Source organism: Marivirga tractuosa, from assembly GCF_042140215.1.
Lineage (GTDB): Bacteria > Bacteroidota > Bacteroidia > Cytophagales > Cyclobacteriaceae > Marivirga > Marivirga tractuosa_A.
This window is the reverse complement of sequence record NZ_CP159478.1, coordinates 302,482-319,925: the sequence shown is the minus strand read 5'-3', so window position 1 is coordinate 319,925 and position 17,444 is coordinate 302,482. Positions and strand designations below refer to the sequence as shown.

Sequence of the window (17,444 nt, the reverse complement as noted above, 5' to 3'; positions counted from 1 at the left end):
CAATTTTAGTGACAACCTCAGCTATATCCTAACGGAAGAGTGGTGGATTGGATTTTATTGGGGAAATATAAATTTGGGTTTATAGGTAAGTGGTTGGAGGAAAATTGGAATAGCTAAGAGATTTTTCCAATAAAGTTGCTCAGTATTTTCCATTCAGGCTATCTCTGGAAGTTGTATGCTCAATACAATCTTCTAGTTTTTCAGAATCTGACATATTCAATATATCAACTATTTCAAGGGGGTAGTCTTGAATTGCGGTTTCTTCAGATTTTTCCATTTCTATTCTTTTAATTGTAGTTTAATTAACCTTTGCTTTCTAATATTTTCAATAATTTTCTAGGGTCCTGTCGATTATCCCAAAATGCATAAATAATTATATGTTTTTCAGTGACTGAATAATACAGACTGAAATTCTCTAGTGAAGCAACTCTAATATCTTTATAATCAGTTGGTTTATAAATGTATGGGCTTTCAGCAATCAGTTTGGTTTTTTGAGACACTAAACTTATAAGTTTCTTTGAGTAAGTGTTAGATTTATTTCTGTTTACCCAGTATTCTAAAATCCCTATAAATTGAATATCAGCTGTTTTTGTCCAAATTACTTTGCGTTGAGCCATTCAAGATTTCTTTTCATCATTTCCTCTTGAGAGATTAAATTTCCTTCTTTTACATCCTGATCACTCATTTTCAACATTGCTTTTTGCTCGTCAGTCAGTACCTCAAATTCAGATTCTTTGACATTAATAAAATTCTGAAGCGCTTCTAAAACTTCTCTATCCTTAATCGAATGAATTTTATCAATCAATCCGCTTTTTATCTGTTTTACTGTTGCCATTTCCTTGCTCATTTCATTTATAAAAATGCTAATTATTAATGGATTTTCATAATCAAATCTTTTTGCCTCTGATTTCCTTAAGCTATTCTAAAACAGTATCGCTTTATCATAAATTCCTTTTCCTAAAAAATTAATCTATCGGACATTTTTAAGACACTTTTACTAACTTGACCTAAAACAAAAGAAAATGGATTTAGGGGTAAATATAATCGGAGCTTATCATTCTTCATTTGGCAAATTAGAAGGCGAGACTTTATATACGCTTTATGAAAAAGCAGTAAAAGGAGCTTTGCAAGATGCAGAAATTGAAGCAAAAGCTATTGATGGAGTATTTGTAGGAAATTACAGTGGAGGAGCTTTCAATAGGCAGGAAAATATCGCTTCCTATGGCGTAAATGCTATTCCTGAATTGCGCCACAAACCGATGTATAGAACCGAAACAGCTTGTTCATCCGGTTCTTCTGCTATTCACATGGCGATTATGGCAATAAAATCAGGCATGATGAAACGTGTTTTAGTGGTCGGATTAGAGAAAATGACGGATTTGGATATAGCTGGAGTCACGGAAGCTTTAGCGCTGGCTACTTACTGGCCGAAGAAGGTAGTAAATCGGTAACGGCTCCCTGCATGTTTGCAGATTTGGCTAAAGGCTGGATGAAAAAATACAATTATACTGAAGAACAACTCCGTCCTTGGTTAGCTCAAATCTCTGCTAAAGCTTATACCAATGCTGCGGAAAATCCATTAGCTCAGCTTCAAAAGCCTAAATCAGCAGAAGATATACTTTCATTGCCTGATGAAAAGAATCCGATGATATATCAGCCACTTAGATTACATGATTGCTCCTTAGTTTCTGATGGTTCTGCGGCTTTAGTGCTGGAAGATGCCAGTTTAAGTAGTGGGAAATCTGTTGCCATCAAAAGTTTCTATAGCGCAGCTGATTATTTGGATAGTTTCGGAAAGAATAAATCTGACCATTTTCTAGAAGGTGCGGCTTTTGCGGTGGATAAAGCCTTAAAAGGAGCTGGTCTAAAAATCGAAGATATCAGCCTGGCCGAAGTACATGATTGCTTTACTATTACAGAATTACTTTTGTACAGTGCTATGGGAATAGCGCCTGCAGGTCGAGAGTTTGAAGCCTTGGAAAGTGGTAAAGTCTATGCTGATGGAGTATTGCCTGTAAATTTATCGGGTGGGCTCAAAGCGAAAGGTCACCCCATCGGAGCAACAGGAGTTGGAATGCATGCTTACATCTACAAACAATTGATGCAAGAAGCTTGGGGACATCAAATAAAAGATGCCCAGACTGGTTTAGTGGTTAATATTGGGGGTTCTGGCACGAGCAATGCCGTTTCTGTTTTGGAAGTTAGGGGGCGTTAAAACACTTCCTACATCTAGGCTCATACTTATCTTTTTCTCCCAGCATTACCTTTTGTTTTTCTTCACTTAGGCGGTAGGAGTAGGAGGCAATACCTCCACATTTTACGCATATGGCGTGGACTTTAGTTACATATTCTGCAGTTGCCATCAATTCAGGCATAGAGCCAAATGCTTTTCCACTGAAATCCATATCCAAGCCTGCTATGATAACTCTTTTGCCTTGATCTGCTAAAGTATTTACTACATTAACAATTTCCGCATCAAAAAATTGGGCTTCATCTATGCCTACTACTTCTGAATTTCCAGAGAACAATAAAATATCTTCTGCGAAATCAACCGGAGTTGAGCGGATTTTAGTTTTGTTATGCGAAACTACTTCAGTTTCATCATAGCGTGTATCAATTTTAGGTTTGAAGATCTCTATCTTTTGTTTTGCAATTAGTGCACGATTAAGCCTTCGGATTAATTCCTCGGTTTTTCCGCTAAACATAGAACCACAAATCAGTTCTATCCATCCCTTGCCTTTCCCGCCTTCTTCTCTTCCTATATGTGGTTCTACAAACATTTTTCAATTATATATTTTATACCTAAAACCTGTCAGGTTTGTGATTTTATATTACACAGCAATTGTGCAATCTCAATATTCTAATTCTACCGGAAACCTGACAGGTTTAATATGCTAATCCATTCAATCCGAATACTCCATATGCGGAAACTTATTTCGTTCCGCTACTTTTATTTTTATATCTCCTAAAACTACTGCCTGACACGCCAATCTTTCATTATCCGCCAATCGTTTCTGATTTCTAAACCTTTCTTCTGCAGATGTAAGTTCACCTAAATTTTCTATTCCCTCCTCCACTATCATTTTACAAGTGGTGCATCTTCCTTTTTTTCCGCAGGCATGCATCCAATCGATAAAGTTTTCGTGTATAATCTCTAACGCTCTTTTTTCTGTGCTATTAGTGATTATCTTGCGTTCATAAAGGTTGGTAATCTCAATTTCAGGCATAAGAATAAATTGCAAAAAAAGTAAATTAAACAATGGAGAGCAAATTAAATCATCAGGCAATTGATGCTTACAGCAAAGCATTGGCAAAACAACTGAGTCAATCATTCTTCAGTAATTCATCTCACATCAGCGGAAAAGAAATTTTAGAGCTGAGCCCAAACAAACAAATTAATTTGATGGTGCTCAAAAACCTTTTCAGAAAATGGAAAAAGGAAAACGCAAAATTGCAAAGCCCTTATTTCGACTACCATAGTGATGAGGTGAAAAAAGCCATGAAAGATTTCATGAATACGCTCTCCCGTCATATTTATGTTAAAAAAGAACATTTCGAACCTTTATTAAAGGAATCTATCAAAGATAGCGTTTTGTTGGCTTTCTCTCCCTATGATTTCTATTCAAAGGAAATTAACCAAAGGGATGACAGCCGATTGCGATTATCTGATTTAAAAGATTTGAAAAAATATATCAAATTCAATGATTTTCTATTGGACGGATTGATTGATCATTTCGAGTCGCATAAAGAAGATGTAGTTTTTAATGATACGGCTTTTGAGATGTTTAATGAAGTTTGCAGCAATTCGGATGAACAACCAGCCGATATTCAGCCGCTTTTAGCTGAATTCTCCAAAACATTGCCACTTTCGCTTGCAGATATTTATCTGGAAGAAGAAAAAGTAGAAGGCGGTATGCTAAATGACTCTCTACAAAGCAAGGACAAACAAACCCTTGCTGATAAACTTGCTAAAAGTGGTGGGAAAAGCATTATGAAAATGCTGACCCTCAACCAACGGTTTATGTTTGTCAATGAATTATTCGAAGGCAATCAAAATCAATTTCTTTCTGCTGTGGAGCAAATAGATGGCATGGATAATTATAAGGAAGCCTCCTCCCATGTCAAAAAATCCTTTGCTGATAAATACGATTGGGATATGGAAACTGAGGAAGTGCAGGAATTTATGGAATTAGTGGAGAAGAGGTTTGGAGCATAAAGAGCTTTCAACATTCTTTTAAACTTCATTTCTTTTCAAAACATTCTGTATTACTTTTGCATTATGTTTAATAAATCTAAATAAAATGAAGAGCGCGATTTCCGTAGTCATCCTGGTACTAGTTTTATTTTCTTGTAGCACAAAGGAAGAAATTTCTAAAAAAGAGGTAGTAGAAAACTATGCCAACATAGTTTATGCAAACTATCTGGATGCACATGAACATGCTTTGGCATTGAGAGAGGAAATAAAGCATTTTACCGAAAACACCACTCAAGCAGGGTTTGAAAAAACTAAAAAGGCATGGCTCTTGGCTAGAGAAAGTTATGGCCAAACGGAAGCATTCCGTTTTTACGGTGGACCGATTGATGGTGAAAATGGTCCCGAAGGACAGTTGAACGCTTGGCCCTTAGATGAAGCCTATATTGATTATGTTGCCTCAGAAAACAACAACGCTAACATCATAAATAGTCTTGAAACTTTTCCTGAAATAACAGTTGATTTAATTGCTTCTATGAATGAGAAAGGGAGTGAAACTAATGTAAGCTCAGGTTATCATGCTATAGAATTTTTACTTTGGGGTCAGGATTTGAGCGAGGGTCCGGGAGCTGGAGAAAGAAAATTTACGGATTATATTGAGGGAGAAAAATCTAGTGCAGAAAATGCGGAGAGAAGAAAAAAATACTTACTGGAAACTAGCAATTTGCTTATAAGTGATTTAAAATCAGTGTTAAAAGAATGGGAACCAAATCAGCAAAATTATAGAGGTGGATTTACAACAAATCCTGACCAATCAATAGAGAAAATTATTTCTGGTTTAGGTAAATTAAGCAAAGGTGAATTAGCAGGAGAAAGAATGTTTGTAGCTTATGATTTAAGGTCAAAGGAAGATGAGCATTCTTGTTTTAGCGATAATACTCATAGAGATATCCTAGCCAATGCAAGGGGAATTCAAAATGTATATTTAGGTAAATACAAAACCTTCAGAAACGATAGTACTATTAGTGGCCCTTCTATTTATGATTTAGTAAAGCAACAAGACGAGCCTTTGGCGGAAGAGTTAAAGCAAATCATTGCTAGCGGACTTGCTGAAAGCAAAAAGATTGAAGCCCCTTTCGATCAACAAATAAAAAATGAAAAGGGTAGAAAACAAATTGTTAAAACAATTAGCTTATTTAGAAAACAAGGCGATTTACTGGCTGCATCTGCCAGTAAATTTGGATTTAAATTTGACCCTGAAGCTATCTGAAAATTAATCCTTAGCAATGCGCTCTATATTTTCAATTACCTTCCTTTTCGGAATTCTGATCATATTGAATTCCTGTGACAATATACAAACTTATGAAGCGGTGAGCGAGTCCGCTCTTTATCCAGGGGGTGATGCTACTACTGATGACTTTTCAGTGAATGCCTTTGGTCATGCTGCGCCTAATATTTCTGATGATAAACAAATGCAGTTTGTGACTGGTAATGCCTTTTTCAAAAGAAATTGGGTTACAGCTCCTTCTTCAACAGCCGATCTAGATGGATTGGGAGCACTTTTTAATGCCAAATCATGTTCGAGCTGTCATTTTTTGGACGGAAAAGGAGAACCTGGTTTTGAAAAAGGACAATCTTCTGCACTGCTTTTTAGGCTAAGTATACCTTCAGAAACCAATACTACAAAAGCAGAACCCACTTACGGAAACCAATTTAATCACCTTGCTATTTTGGGGGTAAAAGAAGAAGGTGAAGTAAAAATAGAATATGAAGAAATCAATAGGGAATTTCCTGATGGAGAAACTTATACTTTGAGAAAACCCATTTATAGTTTCACTAATCTGAACTATGGAAAAATGCAGCAAGATGTTATGGTTTCTCCAAGAGTGGCTCCTCACATTATTGGTTTGGGACTACTGGAAGCTATAGATGAAAAGGATATCCTTGCCCTAGCCGACCCTGAAGATAAAAATAAAGATGGAATTTCTGGAAGACCTAATTATGTAAACAATGTGGTTTCTAAAAATCTGGAATTAGGGAGATTCGGGTGGAAAGCTAATGAACCCAATGTAAAACAACAAGTAGCCGCTGCTTTTCAGGGTGATATGGGGCTAAGTAGTTCTTTATTTATGGATGAAAACGAAACCACAATTCAGGCAAAATTTATTGATGCGGAAACCGGAGGACAACCTGAAATCTCCGATGATATTTTAGATCGGGTTACGCTATATTCACAAGTATTAGCCGTGCCTAAAAGAAGAAATACCGACAACAAGAACATAATTAAGGGTGAGCAATTATTTTCCGAAATTGGATGCAGCGCTTGCCACAACCCTTCTTTTGTTACTGCTGAACATAAAGATATTCCAGCTTTTAATAATCAAAGTATTTATCCCTATACCGATTTGCTTTTGCACGATATGGGAAAAGGTTTGGCGGACAACAGGCCCGATGGTAATGCCACAAGAATGGAATGGAAAACTCCGCCTCTATGGGGAATTGGCTTGGTAAAAACAGTAAATGGACATACCACCTTAATGCATGACGGTAGAGCAAGAAATGTGGAGGAAGCAATATTATGGCATGGTGGAGAAGCTGAAAATAGTAAAAATCAATTTAAAGCTTTATCAAAAAATGAAAGGGTGAATTTAATAGCCTTTGTAAACTCTTTATAATATGCAAAACATTAAAATAATAGTCTTCCTAAGCTTTATCATTTTGTCTGCCTGTACCAATACGGATCGAAATACTGATTTTGACAAAAAGCCCATGTTGGAAAATATTGCTAAAAATTTGGCAATTCCAGCTTATGAAAGTAGCCTTAAATCTTTCATTTCATTAGATTCCTCCATAAGCTTACTAAAGCAAGAAAATGAAGATAATCTTTTAAAAAATGTCCGAGAGCTATGGAAAAATGCTTCCATTACCTGGGCTGAGACTATTCCTTATCATTTTGGCCCGATCGATGAGTTACTTATTGAAAACAACTTTCATTATTTCCCAATTGACACCTCCATTCTCAACAAATCATTATTACAATTTAACGGAGAAGATGACTTTATAAATCAAATAGGCAGTAATTCGAGGGGATTAGCAGCCATAGAGTACTTATTATTTTCAAAAAAAACAGGTCTCGATTCAACAAAGATTTCTTTTGCTAAAATGATAAGCAGAAATCTAGTAAACTTGAACGAGGAATTACTAAATCATTGGACCTCCAATTATGCAAAGTCTTTTATTCGCAAGCCAGGTAACGATATAAATGCAAGCATGACGCTTTTAAGCAATCAATGGATAGAAACGGTTGAAAAAATTAAGAATGTCAAGGTTGGGATGCCTTCAGGAATAATTGCAGAAGAGGATAAAAATCTTATTGCCATTGAATCACCATATGCTAATATTTCATTATCCCTAATTCAAGCAAATCTAAGAGCAATGCAAAAGTCATTTAATGGTGGAGAAGGTAAAGGAGTTGATGATTATTTAAATGCCCTGGATATCAAAGACGATGAAGGCAAGCTCTTAAGCTTCAAAATCAATTCACAATTTGACTTGTTAATTGAATTGACCGATCATGAAAAACATAATTTAATTAATCTAATCCAAGAAGATTCAGAAAAATTAGATCAGATTTATCTGGAAGTAATTAACCTAAGCATTCTTTTTAAAACTGATCTAATGGGTCAATTAGGGTTAATTACTACATTTAGTGATAGTGATGGAGATTAATTAGCGAGTCAAAACCTGCATCCTATGCGCATCCAACTTAATCAACACAAATAGCAAGATGGTGAACGACCAAAGCGAAGAACCACCATAACTAAAGAAAGGAAGTGGAATACCTGCTACTGGAAAGAGCCCGATGGTCATTCCGATATTAATTCCGAAGTGAAAAAAGAAAATTCCCGCTACTGCATAGCCGTAGATTCGGGCAAAATTGGACTTTTGTCTTTCGGCTACAACGATTATCCTAACCATCAGTACCAAAAACAAAATTATCAAGACAAAGCTGCCTGCCCAACCATGTTCTTCTCCTATGGTGCAGAAAATAAAATCGGTACTTTGCTCGGGTACGAAGTCAAATTTGGTTTGTGTACCTTCCAAAAAGCCTTTTCCGAAAGTTCCACCTGAGCCAATAGCAATTTTTGATTGAGTTACATTCCAACCATAGCCTAATGGATCCGCATCTGGATTTACCAATGCCTTCAATCTGTTTTGTTGGTGGGGTTTCAATACATCTGAAATCACATAATCCACACTTTGAATTACGCCTATTACTAAAACAGCTGCCAAAATAGTAATCCCTATGTTTTTAAGGCGTTTATTGTTTATCACCACTATAATGGTAGCCAAAACTATAACTCCGATGGTCAAGTAAATTTGGTCTACTAACAAAGTCAATATGAAAATCAATGCTGCCGACAAGCCTGTAATCACGTAAAAAGAAGGAAGTCCTTCTCTGTAATACACTAAAATAAAGCTGATAAACACTAAGGCAGTTCCTGCATCGCCTTGCATTATAATCAAACCCATTGGTACCAGAACAAGAAGAGAAGACTTAATTTGCTCCTTGAATCGATCAAGTCGTACACTTTTACTACTAAAATATTTGGCTACAGCCAGAGCGGTGGCAAACTTAGCAAATTCAGAGGGTTGTAGTCGAACAGGCCAAAACGAACCAGGATTGGTTTCCTGATATTTCCGTTCCAACCAGTAAAACCAAGACTAATAAGACCAGAATTACTGCATAAATATAATAGGCAAAGGAATCAAAGAACTTATAATCTAGTATCATGATGGCTATAATGATAACTAGAGAACCAGCAATCCAGATTAATTGCTTACCAGAATTTAGGTCAAAGCTGAAAATGTTTTGAGCTTGTTCTGCATCATAAACCACAGCGTAGATATTGAGCCAGCCTAAAATAACCAGTAAAAAATATACGGCTATCAATAACCAATCTACCCTATTCCATAAGCTATCCTGTCTTCTCATAAATTCTTCAAATAAGCTTTGGTCATCACATAATTTTCTACCCAAGCCCTGTTGGACGCTACTTCTCCTTTAATGTATTTTTCAATTAGTAAGCCTGTTATCGCAGCGGCAACTCCACCGCCCCAACCTGCATTTTCTACATAAACAGAAATGGCAATTTGTGGATTTTCCTTTGGTGCAAAAGCCATAAAAGCAGAGTGGTCAAAGCTATTTTTGTTTTGCACGGTTCCAGTTTTACCTGCTATTTCAATATCCTTTACTCTTGCAACTCTTGCAGTACCATCTACAATTTCACCCATCGCATCTACTACCGTTTTGAAATGCACTGAATCAATACCAGTATCTTGTCTGTCATATTGCAGTTTGTAATAAGAATCGGGTGTTTCAATTCCTTTAACCATATGTGGGCGAACATAAAAACCTCTATTCGCTAAAATGGAAGCTAAATTGGCAACTTGTAATGGCGTTGTCAATAATTCTCCTTCTCCTATACTTAAGGAATAAATAGTATAGAAATTCCAATGGTCTTTTTGATAATAGTAATCATAGTAAGTAGGTTCCAGGTACCATGCCTGAACTTTCATTTGGAATATCGATTCCTAATTTTCGCCCAAAGCCAAGATCACTTAAATAATTATTCCAGGTGGTTAAGCCCACTCTGGCATCTTTATTCATACCCTCTACTTTTCCTTGCTGAATAATTCTTTTGAAAGTTTGATAGAAATATGGGTTGCAAGAATACTTGATAGCGCCATGCAAATCTTCATTGGTGTGGGAACCATGGCAATTAATGATACCTCTATTACAAACTATTCGAGTAGAAGGCACAACTACACCTTCTTGTAAAGCAATTAATGATTGAACCAATTTAAATACAGAGCCTGGGCGATATTGCGCCATGATAGGTCTATTAAAAAGTGGCTTTAAAGTATCTTTATTCAGCTCACTGAAATTTTTACTATAGTTTCTTCCTGCTAACAGATTAGGATCATAAGAAGGGCTATTGACAAAAGCTAGAATTTCACCAGTTGAAGGTTCAATGGCGACTATGCTTCCAACCTTATCATCCATCAGGTATTCGGCATATTTTTGCAAATCCAGATCGATAGTGGAAACCAAATTATTCCCAGGAACAGAAAGTGTATCAAATTTCCCATCATTAAAGGAGCCCTTTTCAATTCCCCGTACATTCACCAGCTTATATTTTACGCCCCTTTTTCCTCGCAGCTCTTCTTCATAAGCGGCTTCTATTCCTGAAATTCCGATAAAGTCACCTTGTTTATAATAATTAGTAGTATCTCTTTCTAATTGTCTTTTGCTGACCTCTCCAATATATCCAAGGCCATTTGCCAAAACAGGCTCAGGGTATTTTCGAACAGTACGGGCAACAGGATAAAAGCCTTTATATTCCACCAAACGGGTTTGGATTTTGGCAAATTCTTCATTGCTTAATTGTGGATAAAAAAGGGATTGCTTGATGTATGAATATTCTTTAGCCTTATGGATTTTACTTTTGAATTCCTCTTCGGTGATATCCAATAAATAACAAAAAGCGGTGGTATCCTGAACCTCCACCTCTTTTGGTACCACCATTATATCATAAACAGGAGTATTATGAACAATTATTTTATTATTTCTATCCAGAATTAATCCTCTGTAAGGGTATTGCACCACCTTATTAATCACATTATTTTCAGCCGCTAGTTTATAACGGCTTTCCATAACCTGAATAGAAAATAATTTCACCAGGAAAATAACTCCTACTACTATGATTAAAATTTGAATGATGTACTTTCTGTTTTCTATCATGAAAACCTCCCTTTAGAATAAAATAGATATTGTAAAATCACCAACACCAATACGGTTAATAAAGTGCTCATCAACACCTTAGAAATCACATAAAAAAACATATGAAAGCCACCTGCTTCTATAAAAAAGACTACAGCTAGGTGAATAAATAATAAAGGCAATGCATAAGCCAGGAACCAGGATAAACTTAGGTCTTTAATGGCTGGACTATCCACATTCTCATATCCACCCCTTGGTGTAATGGCATTCAACCATATAGGGCGAATGAAAGCAACCAACGTCATAGCCGCCATATGCGTTCCCAAACTATTATAAAATATATCAATGATAAAGCCCGTGAAAAAACCTAACAGTAAAATATTGTTACGGGAGATTCCCAAAGGAAGTAAAAGCAAAAAGCCCACATATACAAAACAGAACGCACGGTTGTAGAGCACAAAATTTTGCGCAAACAATATTTGAGATGCTACAAAAAGCACCCAAATCAATATCTGTTTGAAATTATTACTACTGTTCATATTCTGTTTGTAGTTCCTGTTCCAAAGAATCTTTTTCTTGTTTCAGCTTATTGCCGATTACATACACATAATCCAGACTAAAGAAATCCGCTGAAAGCGCCACTTCCATATCATAAAAAGTAGCTTCTTCATCTATCTCTACACTTTTAACCGTTCCTAGTTTTACCCCTTGCGGGAAAATAGCATCATAGCCTGAGCTTATCACTTGCATTCCTTCCTGGACCTTGATATGGCGAGGCACATACTCTAATGAAATTTCGGTTGGATCTTCACCTGACCAGTTTGCCGTACATAAAGTCTCTGTTTCATCGATCAGTACTGAAATCAATAAGCTACTATGCAAAGCAGAATAGGCTGTGGAAAAATTAGAGGACACGCTTTTTATTTTTCCTACCACTCCTTTTGGATTGATTACGCCCATTCCTTCTTCAATCCCATCTTCGCTTCCTTTATTTAAAGTAAAATAGTTTCTAAATCGATGCACAGAGTTATTGACCACTTTTCCTGTGATAAATTCATACTGACCATTAAGTTCGAAAGGGATATCTGCTGAATCTGAATCTATTTTAATACTATCAACTGCCAGACGATTTCTTAAGCGCTCATTTTCCTCCACCAAATTTTTATTGACTTTAGCCAATTGGAAATAATCCTGCACGGCTTGCTTATTTTTATAAACATTTCCTGCAAATGCACTGGAGCTATTAAAATAGGAGGCACTGATGTAATCATTATGATTGACTACCAGCCAACCACTAATGACTTCCAGTAGCAGAAAGATAAAGAAAGCCCGATATTGATAAATAAACTGAAATAACCTACGCATTTACCTTTAGGGTTACAGGCAAAAAAATAAATTGCTTTAAAAAGGAAAAAGGAATGCCTTTCATAGGATTCCCTTTTCCAAAAATATTTTGCATTGAATAATTCATTTAACTCATTAAAACTGCTTTATAATGATTTAAATTTTTCAAAGCGATTCCCGTACCACGAACTACCGCTCTCAACGGATCATCCGCCACATGAATCGGAAGCTTTGTTTTAAGCGCCAGTCTTTTATCAAGTCCTCTTAATAAAGCACCACCACCAGTTAAATGAATTCCATTGTCATAAATATCGGCAGACAATTCGGGCGGTGAAATCTCCAAAGCTTTTAGCACGGCTTCTTCAATTTTGGATACCGACTTATCAATGGCAAAAGCAATCTCAGAATAAGATACTTTAATTACTTTTGGAATACCCGTCATCAAATCACGACCTCGGATTTCATAATCCTCAGGTCCATCATCCAATTCAGTTAAAGCAGCACCTACTTCAATTTTTATTTTTTCCGCAGAACGCTCCCCTATTAAAAGGTTGTGCTGTCTACGCATATAATCTAAAATGTCTTTGGTGAAAGTATCACCCGCTACTCTGATGGATTGGTCACATACAATTCCTGAAAGGGCAATTACAGCAATTTCAGTTGTACCTCCTCCGATATCCACCACCATGGAACCAACAGGTTGCTCAATGTCAACGCCTATACCAATACTTGCCGCTATAGGCTCGTGAATCATATAAACTTCTTTTGCCCCTGCGTGCTCAGCTGAATCTCGAACGGCTCTTTTTTCCACTTCGGTAATGCCTGATGGAATACAAATCACCATTCTATGAGAAGAAGGCATAAAGTTTCTCTTACCGCCATCAATCATTTTAATCATCCCACGAATCATGTGCTCAGCAGCGTGGAAATCAGCAATTACTCCATCCTTCAAAGGACGAATAGTCTTTATGTTTTCGTGAGTTTTCTCATGCATCTGCATGGCTTGGCGCCCAATGGCCAACACTTTGTTAGTAGCTTTATCAATGGCAATGATGGAGGGTTCATCCACCACTATTTTGTCTTTATGAATAATTAAGGTATTGGCTGTACCTAAATCTATGGCTATGTCACTTGAAAAGAAATCAAATATCCCCATGGATGTTCTTGTATAATATATTTAAAAATTTACGCTTTGGAAATTTACAAATTACTTTGATAAATTAAGCGGTTCAACGAAAATATTTCTGGATTTATCTAAAGATTAACTTTTAATGTTTAAAATGTCTTATGCCTGTGGTCACCATTCTCATACCATGAGCATCGCAATAATCAATACTATCTTGATCTTTAATAGAACCCCCAGGCTGAATCACAGCAGTAATTCCTGCCTGATCTGCAATTTCCACACAATCAGGAAATGGGAAAAATGCATCTGAAGCCATTACCGCTCCTTTTAAATCAAATCCAAAAACTTTGGCTTTCTCTATTGCTTGCTTCAAAGCATCCACTCTTGACGTTTGACCAACACCACTTGCCAAAAGCTGACCATGGTTAGCCAAGACAATAGTATTCGATTTTGTGTGCTTACAAATTTTGGAAGCAAATAATAGCGCTTTCTCCTCATCAGCAGTTGGTGCCGATTTGGTCACAACTTTCAAATCTGAATGACTGTCCGTATGCAAGTCTCTATCTTGCTCAATCACCCCATTCAGTAAGCTTTTGAATTGCTTTTTAGTAGATAGGTTCGTTTTCTTCTTTAATAAGATTCTGTTTTTCTTTCCTTTTAATACTTCTAAAGCTTCGGCAGAAAAATCAGGCGCAATTAAAATTTCAAAGAATAAAGAATGCATTTCTTCCGCTGCTTCTTTATCAACTGTTTGATTCGTAATCAAAACGCCACCAAATGCAGAAAGTGTATCTGCTGCAAATGCTTTTTGATAGGCTTCTTTTACAGAATTACCTAATGCCATTCCGCAAGCATTGGTATGTTTCAAAATAGCAAAAGCCGTTTCCCCTTCAAATTCCTCTATTAAAGAAACCGCGGCATCAACATCCACTAAATTATTATAGGATAATTCTTTACCATTTAACTGGTCAAAAAGCTCTTCCAAGTCACCAAAGAAAACGCCTTCTTGATGAGGGTTTTCACCGTAACGCAACGTTTTATTTTCTGAAATACTATGCTTAAAACCTTTGATTGCTTCTTCTTGATTGAAATAATTGAAAATGGCCGTATCATAATGAGATGAAACATTAAATGCATGAGATGCAAAAGCTTTTCTGTCTTTCAAGTCCGTGCTTCCATCTTTTTCTTGTAATACTTTTTCCAAATCAGCGTACTGATTTTGGGAAGCTACAATCACGACATCTTTGAAATTTTTAGCTGCTGCTCTAATTAAAGAAATTCCTCCTATATCAATTTTCTCAATGATATCTTGCTCGCTTGCACCCGAAGCAACTGTTTGCTCAAAAGGGTATAAATCCACAATCACTAAATCGATTTCAGGAATATCATATTCTTGCAACTGCGCCTTGTCTGATTCCAAATCTCTTCTTCCTAAAATCCCACCGAACACTTTTGGGTGTAACGTTTTTACTCTTCCGCCTAAAATAGAAGGGTAGCTGGTTAAGTCCTCAACAGCGATGACTTCGGCACCTTGTTCTTCAATAAACTTTTGGGTGCCACCTGTGCTGTATATTTTAACGCCTTTATCTTTCAAAATTTGAACGATAGGCTCTAAATTATCTTTATGGAAAACTGAAATAAGTGCAGATTGGATTTTTTTGACTGACATTTTGCTAGAATTATTTTTTTGCAAAACTAATTGATTTAAAGCTTTTTCGCCCATCCTTTAAAAACTTTATGCTGTTAGATTTAATATTTTTTCAGATTATAGCCATTTTGCTAATCTTTCATTCCTTAAATGTGTTAAATGGATAAGACGAAATATAATTTTCGCTTTAATTAAAAAATAGAGTTTGAATGTCATTCTTCGATCAAATCATAAATAAGATATTTCCTAAAGAGAAAAAAAATGTAATTCTCACCAACGAGGTTTTGAAGAGAAGTCAGCAAGAATTTGACTCTTATGATGAATGGCATGCTTCTGATGTGAGCAAGGAAATTTTAGATAAGATCTTCAGGGCTTACCATTTGAAGAAAACGGATATTAAAGACCCTATTCCCATTGCCCTTTTGGAAAGTAATAAAGCCAATGGTTTTGCCATAGCGAATTGTAGTAGTTTGCTTGACTCAGATTACAAAATGCTGTTGGAGCACTTCAAAAAGCAAATTTTAGCAATTGGTTATCGTCAGTCAGGCTCGAACAGGAAGGTGACAGCTGAACAAGACCGAGTAATTACCAAAGAATTTTATTATTTAAAACCGCCCATTCAAATGGAACCGCCAATCGACCAAAGATATGGTAATATCAGTTTAGAGCTGATTCTTTATGATGAAAAGCCACATTATTTAAAATTGATGGCAAGTGTTTATTCTGATAGATTGTATTCAGAGCCGGAAAGTTTTTCCGATTTGGTGGAGACGCTTTTTGAGAGGGGGGAGTAAGTTACAACAGTTCAATAACAAATTTTTAGTTCTTATAATATTTGGTTCTATAAAAACCATCAGAGCGCAATCCAAAAAAATACGGCTAACATTTTTTCGAAAAATCAGGCTGAAAACATAACCTCTTACTTTTTAATTCTTTGCCTTTCTTTTTGCTTGACCAAAAAGAAACAAAAATTCAAGAAAGTTTAATGCTTCCTCCCTCAATGCCAACGCTGGCCCGCTAAACTTTCCTCCAGCCCGCTCCCACAGATTAATTTTTTACAAATTATTCACATTGAGTTTTAAATTATACTTGATTTAGCTCTCTATAAAAAATAAGACATCTCTTTCACAATTGAAATATCGAAAATAAATCAGTGAGTTCTCAAGAGAATTATGAATTTAAGTTCTAATTTTTAGAAGTTTGAAAAGGAGATCGGGAAAATCACTTAGTGATTCTCCACAAACTCCTCTATAATTTTAGGGAAATGCTGGTGCTCCAGTTGTTGGACTTTAGCTGACAATTGCTTTGCTCCCATCTGAGGAGAGATATCACATTTAGCCTGAAAAATGATTCGCCCCTCATCATAGTTATCATTTACTACATGAATGGTGATGCCACTTTCTGTCTCTTTATTCAATATTACTGATTCATGAACATGGTTTCCGTACATTCCTTTTCCGCCATATTTTGGTAAAAGGGCAGGGTGAATGTTAATTATTTTATCTGAATATTCAGCAACAATTTCAGGGGCTATTTTCAATAAAAACCCAGCCAAGACAACAAAGTCAACTTCTTTTGATTTTAAATACTGAAGAATAACCTCTGGATTCTCAAAATCTTGTTTTGTAAAGTATTTCGAAGGAATATGAGCTTTTTCAGCTCGCTCTATTGCACCAGCATTCTCATTATTAGTAATCACACAAGCTATATTGATAGTCTTATGGTTTTTAAAATAATGAATAATCTTTTCGGCATTGCTTCCAGAGCCTGAAGCCAAAATAGCTATATTTTTAGGATCGGTCATGATTTAATCAATTCCTTCCTTTTTAATATCGTTTCCACAAATTTCTTTTCGTTTTCTGTTTTAAATACTTTATAAGGCAAATACACAAACTGAGCTTTCGAAAGCACAAAAGTAAATGCATTTTTCCCCACTTTGGCTGATTTTATTTGATCCCATTTTATGGGCATGCCTTGCTTGGCATTTAGTTTTATTAATATTTGCTGAGAACTGATCTCATAAGAGAGACGCTCAAACAATATTTTATATTGATCTAATTGCGTAACGCCCGCAAATTGAATGACCCAGAAAAGGAAATACAATAATAAAGCAATAAAGGAGCCTATAAACCACCAAATATTAGGAACCCAGGCGTAACCAGAACATATGGCTAATGCAATTAAAAACACCCACCACTGTTCCTTCACAATGTTTTTCAAACCTGTTTTGATGTATGTGCTGTTATCCAGCTTATATTTTTTTGTTTTAACTAGCATTTCTGCAATTCAATTTTCTTATGTAATTTTTTATAAACCCTTATTTGGGTTTGCAAATATATCGCATTTTTAT

The 17,444-nt window shown here is 36.0% G+C and carries 20 protein-coding genes and 1 pseudogene; 7 read left to right on the top strand and 14 right to left on the bottom strand.

Annotated elements, in window-relative coordinates; all coding sequences use genetic code 11:
* Nucleotides 1-139 precede the first annotated feature (139 nt).
* The 3 genes from ABWH96_RS01370 to ABWH96_RS01360 are packed head-to-tail and all read right to left on the bottom strand — an operon-like array spanning nt 140 to nt 835.
* Nucleotides 140-277, bottom strand: a complete 138-nt coding sequence (locus ABWH96_RS01370) for a hypothetical protein (RefSeq protein WP_375579756.1) — start codon at nt 275-277, stop codon at nt 140-142.
* A 25-nt stretch (nt 278-302) separates the two neighbouring features.
* On the bottom strand, nt 303-617 hold the full coding sequence (locus tag ABWH96_RS01365; RefSeq protein ID WP_375579755.1) for a type II toxin-antitoxin system RelE/ParE family toxin: 315 nt from the start codon (nt 615-617) through the stop codon (nt 303-305).
* Nucleotides 599-835, bottom strand: coding sequence for a hypothetical protein (locus tag ABWH96_RS01360; RefSeq protein ID WP_375579754.1), 237 nt, complete (start codon nt 833-835; stop codon nt 599-601). Before ABWH96_RS01360 ends, ABWH96_RS01365 begins: the two co-directional genes overlap by 19 nt.
* 187 nt (nt 836-1,022) lie before the next feature.
* Between ABWH96_RS01360 and ABWH96_RS01355 the strand changes: the two genes are divergently transcribed.
* Entirely contained in the window at nt 1,023-1,451 is a 429-nt protein-coding gene (locus ABWH96_RS01355) for a beta-ketoacyl synthase N-terminal-like domain-containing protein (protein WP_375579753.1), read from the top strand.
* An 11-nt stretch (nt 1,452-1,462) separates the two neighbouring features.
* Nucleotides 1,463-2,215, top strand: a complete 753-nt coding sequence (locus tag ABWH96_RS01350) for a hypothetical protein (RefSeq protein WP_375579752.1) — start codon at nt 1,463-1,465, stop codon at nt 2,213-2,215.
* Here ABWH96_RS01350 and ABWH96_RS01345 read toward each other — a convergent pair.
* Both ABWH96_RS01345 and ABWH96_RS01340 read right to left on the bottom strand, forming a co-directional pair.
* Complete coding sequence (locus ABWH96_RS01345; protein ID WP_375579751.1) at nt 2,202-2,780, bottom strand: thymidine kinase; 579 nt, start codon at nt 2,778-2,780, stop codon at nt 2,202-2,204. The two genes, ABWH96_RS01350 and ABWH96_RS01345, sit on opposite strands and share 14 nt — an antisense overlap.
* A 123-nt stretch (nt 2,781-2,903) precedes the next feature.
* Nucleotides 2,904-3,227 carry a 2Fe-2S iron-sulfur cluster-binding protein gene (locus tag ABWH96_RS01340; protein ID WP_375579750.1) on the bottom strand — a complete coding sequence of 108 codons (324 nt, stop codon included), beginning with the start codon at nt 3,225-3,227 and terminating at the stop codon, nt 2,904-2,906.
* A gap of 32 nt (nt 3,228-3,259) precedes the next feature.
* Between ABWH96_RS01340 and ABWH96_RS01335 the strand changes: the two genes are divergently transcribed.
* From ABWH96_RS01335 to ABWH96_RS01320, 4 genes are all read left to right on the top strand, one after another.
* Nucleotides 3,260-4,216 carry a hypothetical protein gene (locus ABWH96_RS01335; protein ID WP_375579749.1) on the top strand — a complete coding sequence of 319 codons (957 nt, stop codon included), beginning with the start codon at nt 3,260-3,262 and terminating at the stop codon, nt 4,214-4,216.
* Between the two features lie 85 nt (nt 4,217-4,301).
* Nucleotides 4,302-5,462 (top strand): imelysin family protein, encoded by a 1,161-nt coding sequence (locus ABWH96_RS01330; RefSeq protein ID WP_375579748.1) that lies wholly within the window; start codon nt 4,302-4,304, stop codon nt 5,460-5,462.
* A 16-nt stretch (nt 5,463-5,478) separates the two neighbouring features.
* The gene (locus ABWH96_RS01325; RefSeq protein ID WP_375579747.1) at nt 5,479-6,867 is read left to right on the top strand and encodes a di-heme oxidoredictase family protein; all 1,389 of its coding nucleotides are present in this window, start codon (nt 5,479-5,481) and stop codon (nt 6,865-6,867) included.
* 1 nt (nt 6,868) lies between these two features.
* Entirely contained in the window at nt 6,869-7,921 is a 1,053-nt protein-coding gene (locus ABWH96_RS01320; protein ID WP_375579746.1) for an imelysin family protein, read from the top strand.
* Between the two features lie 75 nt (nt 7,922-7,996).
* On the opposite strand, the pseudogene rodA reads toward ABWH96_RS01320, so the two are convergent.
* From rodA to purH, 7 genes and pseudogenes are all read right to left on the bottom strand, one after another.
* A pseudogene (rodA, locus tag ABWH96_RS01315) lies at nt 7,997-9,188 on the bottom strand (rod shape-determining protein RodA); the annotation flags it as partial.
* The gene (locus ABWH96_RS01310) at nt 9,185-9,772 is read right to left on the bottom strand and encodes a penicillin-binding transpeptidase domain-containing protein (protein WP_375579745.1); all 588 of its coding nucleotides are present in this window, start codon (nt 9,770-9,772) and stop codon (nt 9,185-9,187) included. The pseudogene rodA and the gene ABWH96_RS01310, both read right to left, overlap by 4 nt.
* On the bottom strand, nt 9,732-10,997 hold the full coding sequence (locus tag ABWH96_RS01305) for a penicillin-binding transpeptidase domain-containing protein (protein ID WP_375579744.1): 1,266 nt from the start codon (nt 10,995-10,997) through the stop codon (nt 9,732-9,734). Before ABWH96_RS01305 ends, ABWH96_RS01310 begins: the two co-directional genes overlap by 41 nt.
* A complete protein-coding gene (locus ABWH96_RS01300; protein ID WP_375579743.1) occupies nt 10,994-11,515 on the bottom strand; it encodes a Rod shape-determining protein MreD in 522 nt (173 codons plus the stop codon). Before ABWH96_RS01300 ends, ABWH96_RS01305 begins: the two co-directional genes overlap by 4 nt.
* A complete protein-coding gene (gene mreC / locus ABWH96_RS01295; RefSeq protein ID WP_375579742.1) occupies nt 11,505-12,341 on the bottom strand; it encodes a rod shape-determining protein MreC in 837 nt (278 codons plus the stop codon). Before mreC ends, ABWH96_RS01300 begins: the two co-directional genes overlap by 11 nt.
* Nucleotides 12,342-12,447: 106 nt before the next feature.
* Nucleotides 12,448-13,476 (bottom strand): rod shape-determining protein, encoded by a 1,029-nt coding sequence (locus ABWH96_RS01290; protein ID WP_375579741.1) that lies wholly within the window; start codon nt 13,474-13,476, stop codon nt 12,448-12,450.
* A 112-nt stretch (nt 13,477-13,588) separates the two neighbouring features.
* A complete protein-coding gene (gene purH, locus ABWH96_RS01285; protein ID WP_375579740.1) occupies nt 13,589-15,115 on the bottom strand; it encodes a bifunctional phosphoribosylaminoimidazolecarboxamide formyltransferase/IMP cyclohydrolase in 1,527 nt (508 codons plus the stop codon).
* A gap of 188 nt (nt 15,116-15,303) precedes the next feature.
* On the opposite strand from purH, the gene ABWH96_RS01280 reads away from it, so the two are divergent.
* On the top strand, nt 15,304-15,888 hold the full coding sequence (locus ABWH96_RS01280) for a hypothetical protein (RefSeq protein WP_375579739.1): 585 nt from the start codon (nt 15,304-15,306) through the stop codon (nt 15,886-15,888).
* Nucleotides 15,889-16,319: 431 nt separating this feature from the next.
* Here ABWH96_RS01280 and purN read toward each other — a convergent pair whose 3' ends face one another.
* The gene (gene purN, locus ABWH96_RS01275) at nt 16,320-16,898 is read right to left on the bottom strand and encodes a phosphoribosylglycinamide formyltransferase (RefSeq protein ID WP_375579738.1); all 579 of its coding nucleotides are present in this window, start codon (nt 16,896-16,898) and stop codon (nt 16,320-16,322) included.
* On the bottom strand, nt 16,895-17,371 hold the full coding sequence (locus ABWH96_RS01270; RefSeq protein WP_375579737.1) for a YcxB family protein: 477 nt from the start codon (nt 17,369-17,371) through the stop codon (nt 16,895-16,897). Before ABWH96_RS01270 ends, purN begins: the two co-directional genes overlap by 4 nt.
* Nucleotides 17,372-17,444 lie beyond the last annotated feature (73 nt).

Excerpts from the sequence above, each read along its gene's own strand:
- ABWH96_RS01370 (WP_375579756.1), bottom strand. The coding sequence starts at position 277 with ATGGAAAAATCTGAAGAAACCGCAATTCAAGACTACCCCCTTGAAATA.
- ABWH96_RS01365 (WP_375579755.1), bottom strand. The coding sequence starts at position 617 with ATGGCTCAACGCAAAGTAATTTGGACAAAAACAGCTGATATTCAATTT.
- ABWH96_RS01360 (WP_375579754.1), bottom strand. The coding sequence starts at position 835 with ATGGCAACAGTAAAACAGATAAAAAGCGGATTGATTGATAAAATTCAT.
- ABWH96_RS01355 (WP_375579753.1), top strand. The coding sequence starts at position 1,023 with ATGGATTTAGGGGTAAATATAATCGGAGCTTATCATTCTTCATTTGGC.
- ABWH96_RS01350 (WP_375579752.1), top strand. The coding sequence starts at position 1,463 with ATGTTTGCAGATTTGGCTAAAGGCTGGATGAAAAAATACAATTATACT.
- ABWH96_RS01345 (WP_375579751.1), bottom strand. The coding sequence starts at position 2,780 with ATGTTTGTAGAACCACATATAGGAAGAGAAGAAGGCGGGAAAGGCAAG.
- ABWH96_RS01340 (WP_375579750.1), bottom strand. The coding sequence starts at position 3,227 with ATGCCTGAAATTGAGATTACCAACCTTTATGAACGCAAGATAATCACT.
- ABWH96_RS01335 (WP_375579749.1), top strand. The coding sequence starts at position 3,260 with ATGGAGAGCAAATTAAATCATCAGGCAATTGATGCTTACAGCAAAGCA.
- ABWH96_RS01330 (WP_375579748.1), top strand. The coding sequence starts at position 4,302 with ATGAAGAGCGCGATTTCCGTAGTCATCCTGGTACTAGTTTTATTTTCT.
- ABWH96_RS01325 (WP_375579747.1), top strand. The coding sequence starts at position 5,479 with ATGCGCTCTATATTTTCAATTACCTTCCTTTTCGGAATTCTGATCATA.
- ABWH96_RS01320 (WP_375579746.1), top strand. The coding sequence starts at position 6,869 with ATGCAAAACATTAAAATAATAGTCTTCCTAAGCTTTATCATTTTGTCT.
- ABWH96_RS01310 (WP_375579745.1), bottom strand. The coding sequence starts at position 9,772 with ATGAAAGTTCAGGCATGGTACCTGGAACCTACTTACTATGATTACTAT.
- ABWH96_RS01305 (WP_375579744.1), bottom strand. The coding sequence starts at position 10,997 with ATGATAGAAAACAGAAAGTACATCATTCAAATTTTAATCATAGTAGTA.
- ABWH96_RS01300 (WP_375579743.1), bottom strand. The coding sequence starts at position 11,515 with ATGAACAGTAGTAATAATTTCAAACAGATATTGATTTGGGTGCTTTTT.
- mreC (WP_375579742.1), bottom strand. The coding sequence starts at position 12,341 with ATGCGTAGGTTATTTCAGTTTATTTATCAATATCGGGCTTTCTTTATC.
- ABWH96_RS01290 (WP_375579741.1), bottom strand. The coding sequence starts at position 13,476 with ATGGGGATATTTGATTTCTTTTCAAGTGACATAGCCATAGATTTAGGT.
- purH (WP_375579740.1), bottom strand. The coding sequence starts at position 15,115 with ATGTCAGTCAAAAAAATCCAATCTGCACTTATTTCAGTTTTCCATAAA.
- ABWH96_RS01280 (WP_375579739.1), top strand. The coding sequence starts at position 15,304 with ATGTCATTCTTCGATCAAATCATAAATAAGATATTTCCTAAAGAGAAA.
- purN (WP_375579738.1), bottom strand. The coding sequence starts at position 16,898 with ATGACCGATCCTAAAAATATAGCTATTTTGGCTTCAGGCTCTGGAAGC.
- ABWH96_RS01270 (WP_375579737.1), bottom strand. The coding sequence starts at position 17,371 with ATGCTAGTTAAAACAAAAAAATATAAGCTGGATAACAGCACATACATC.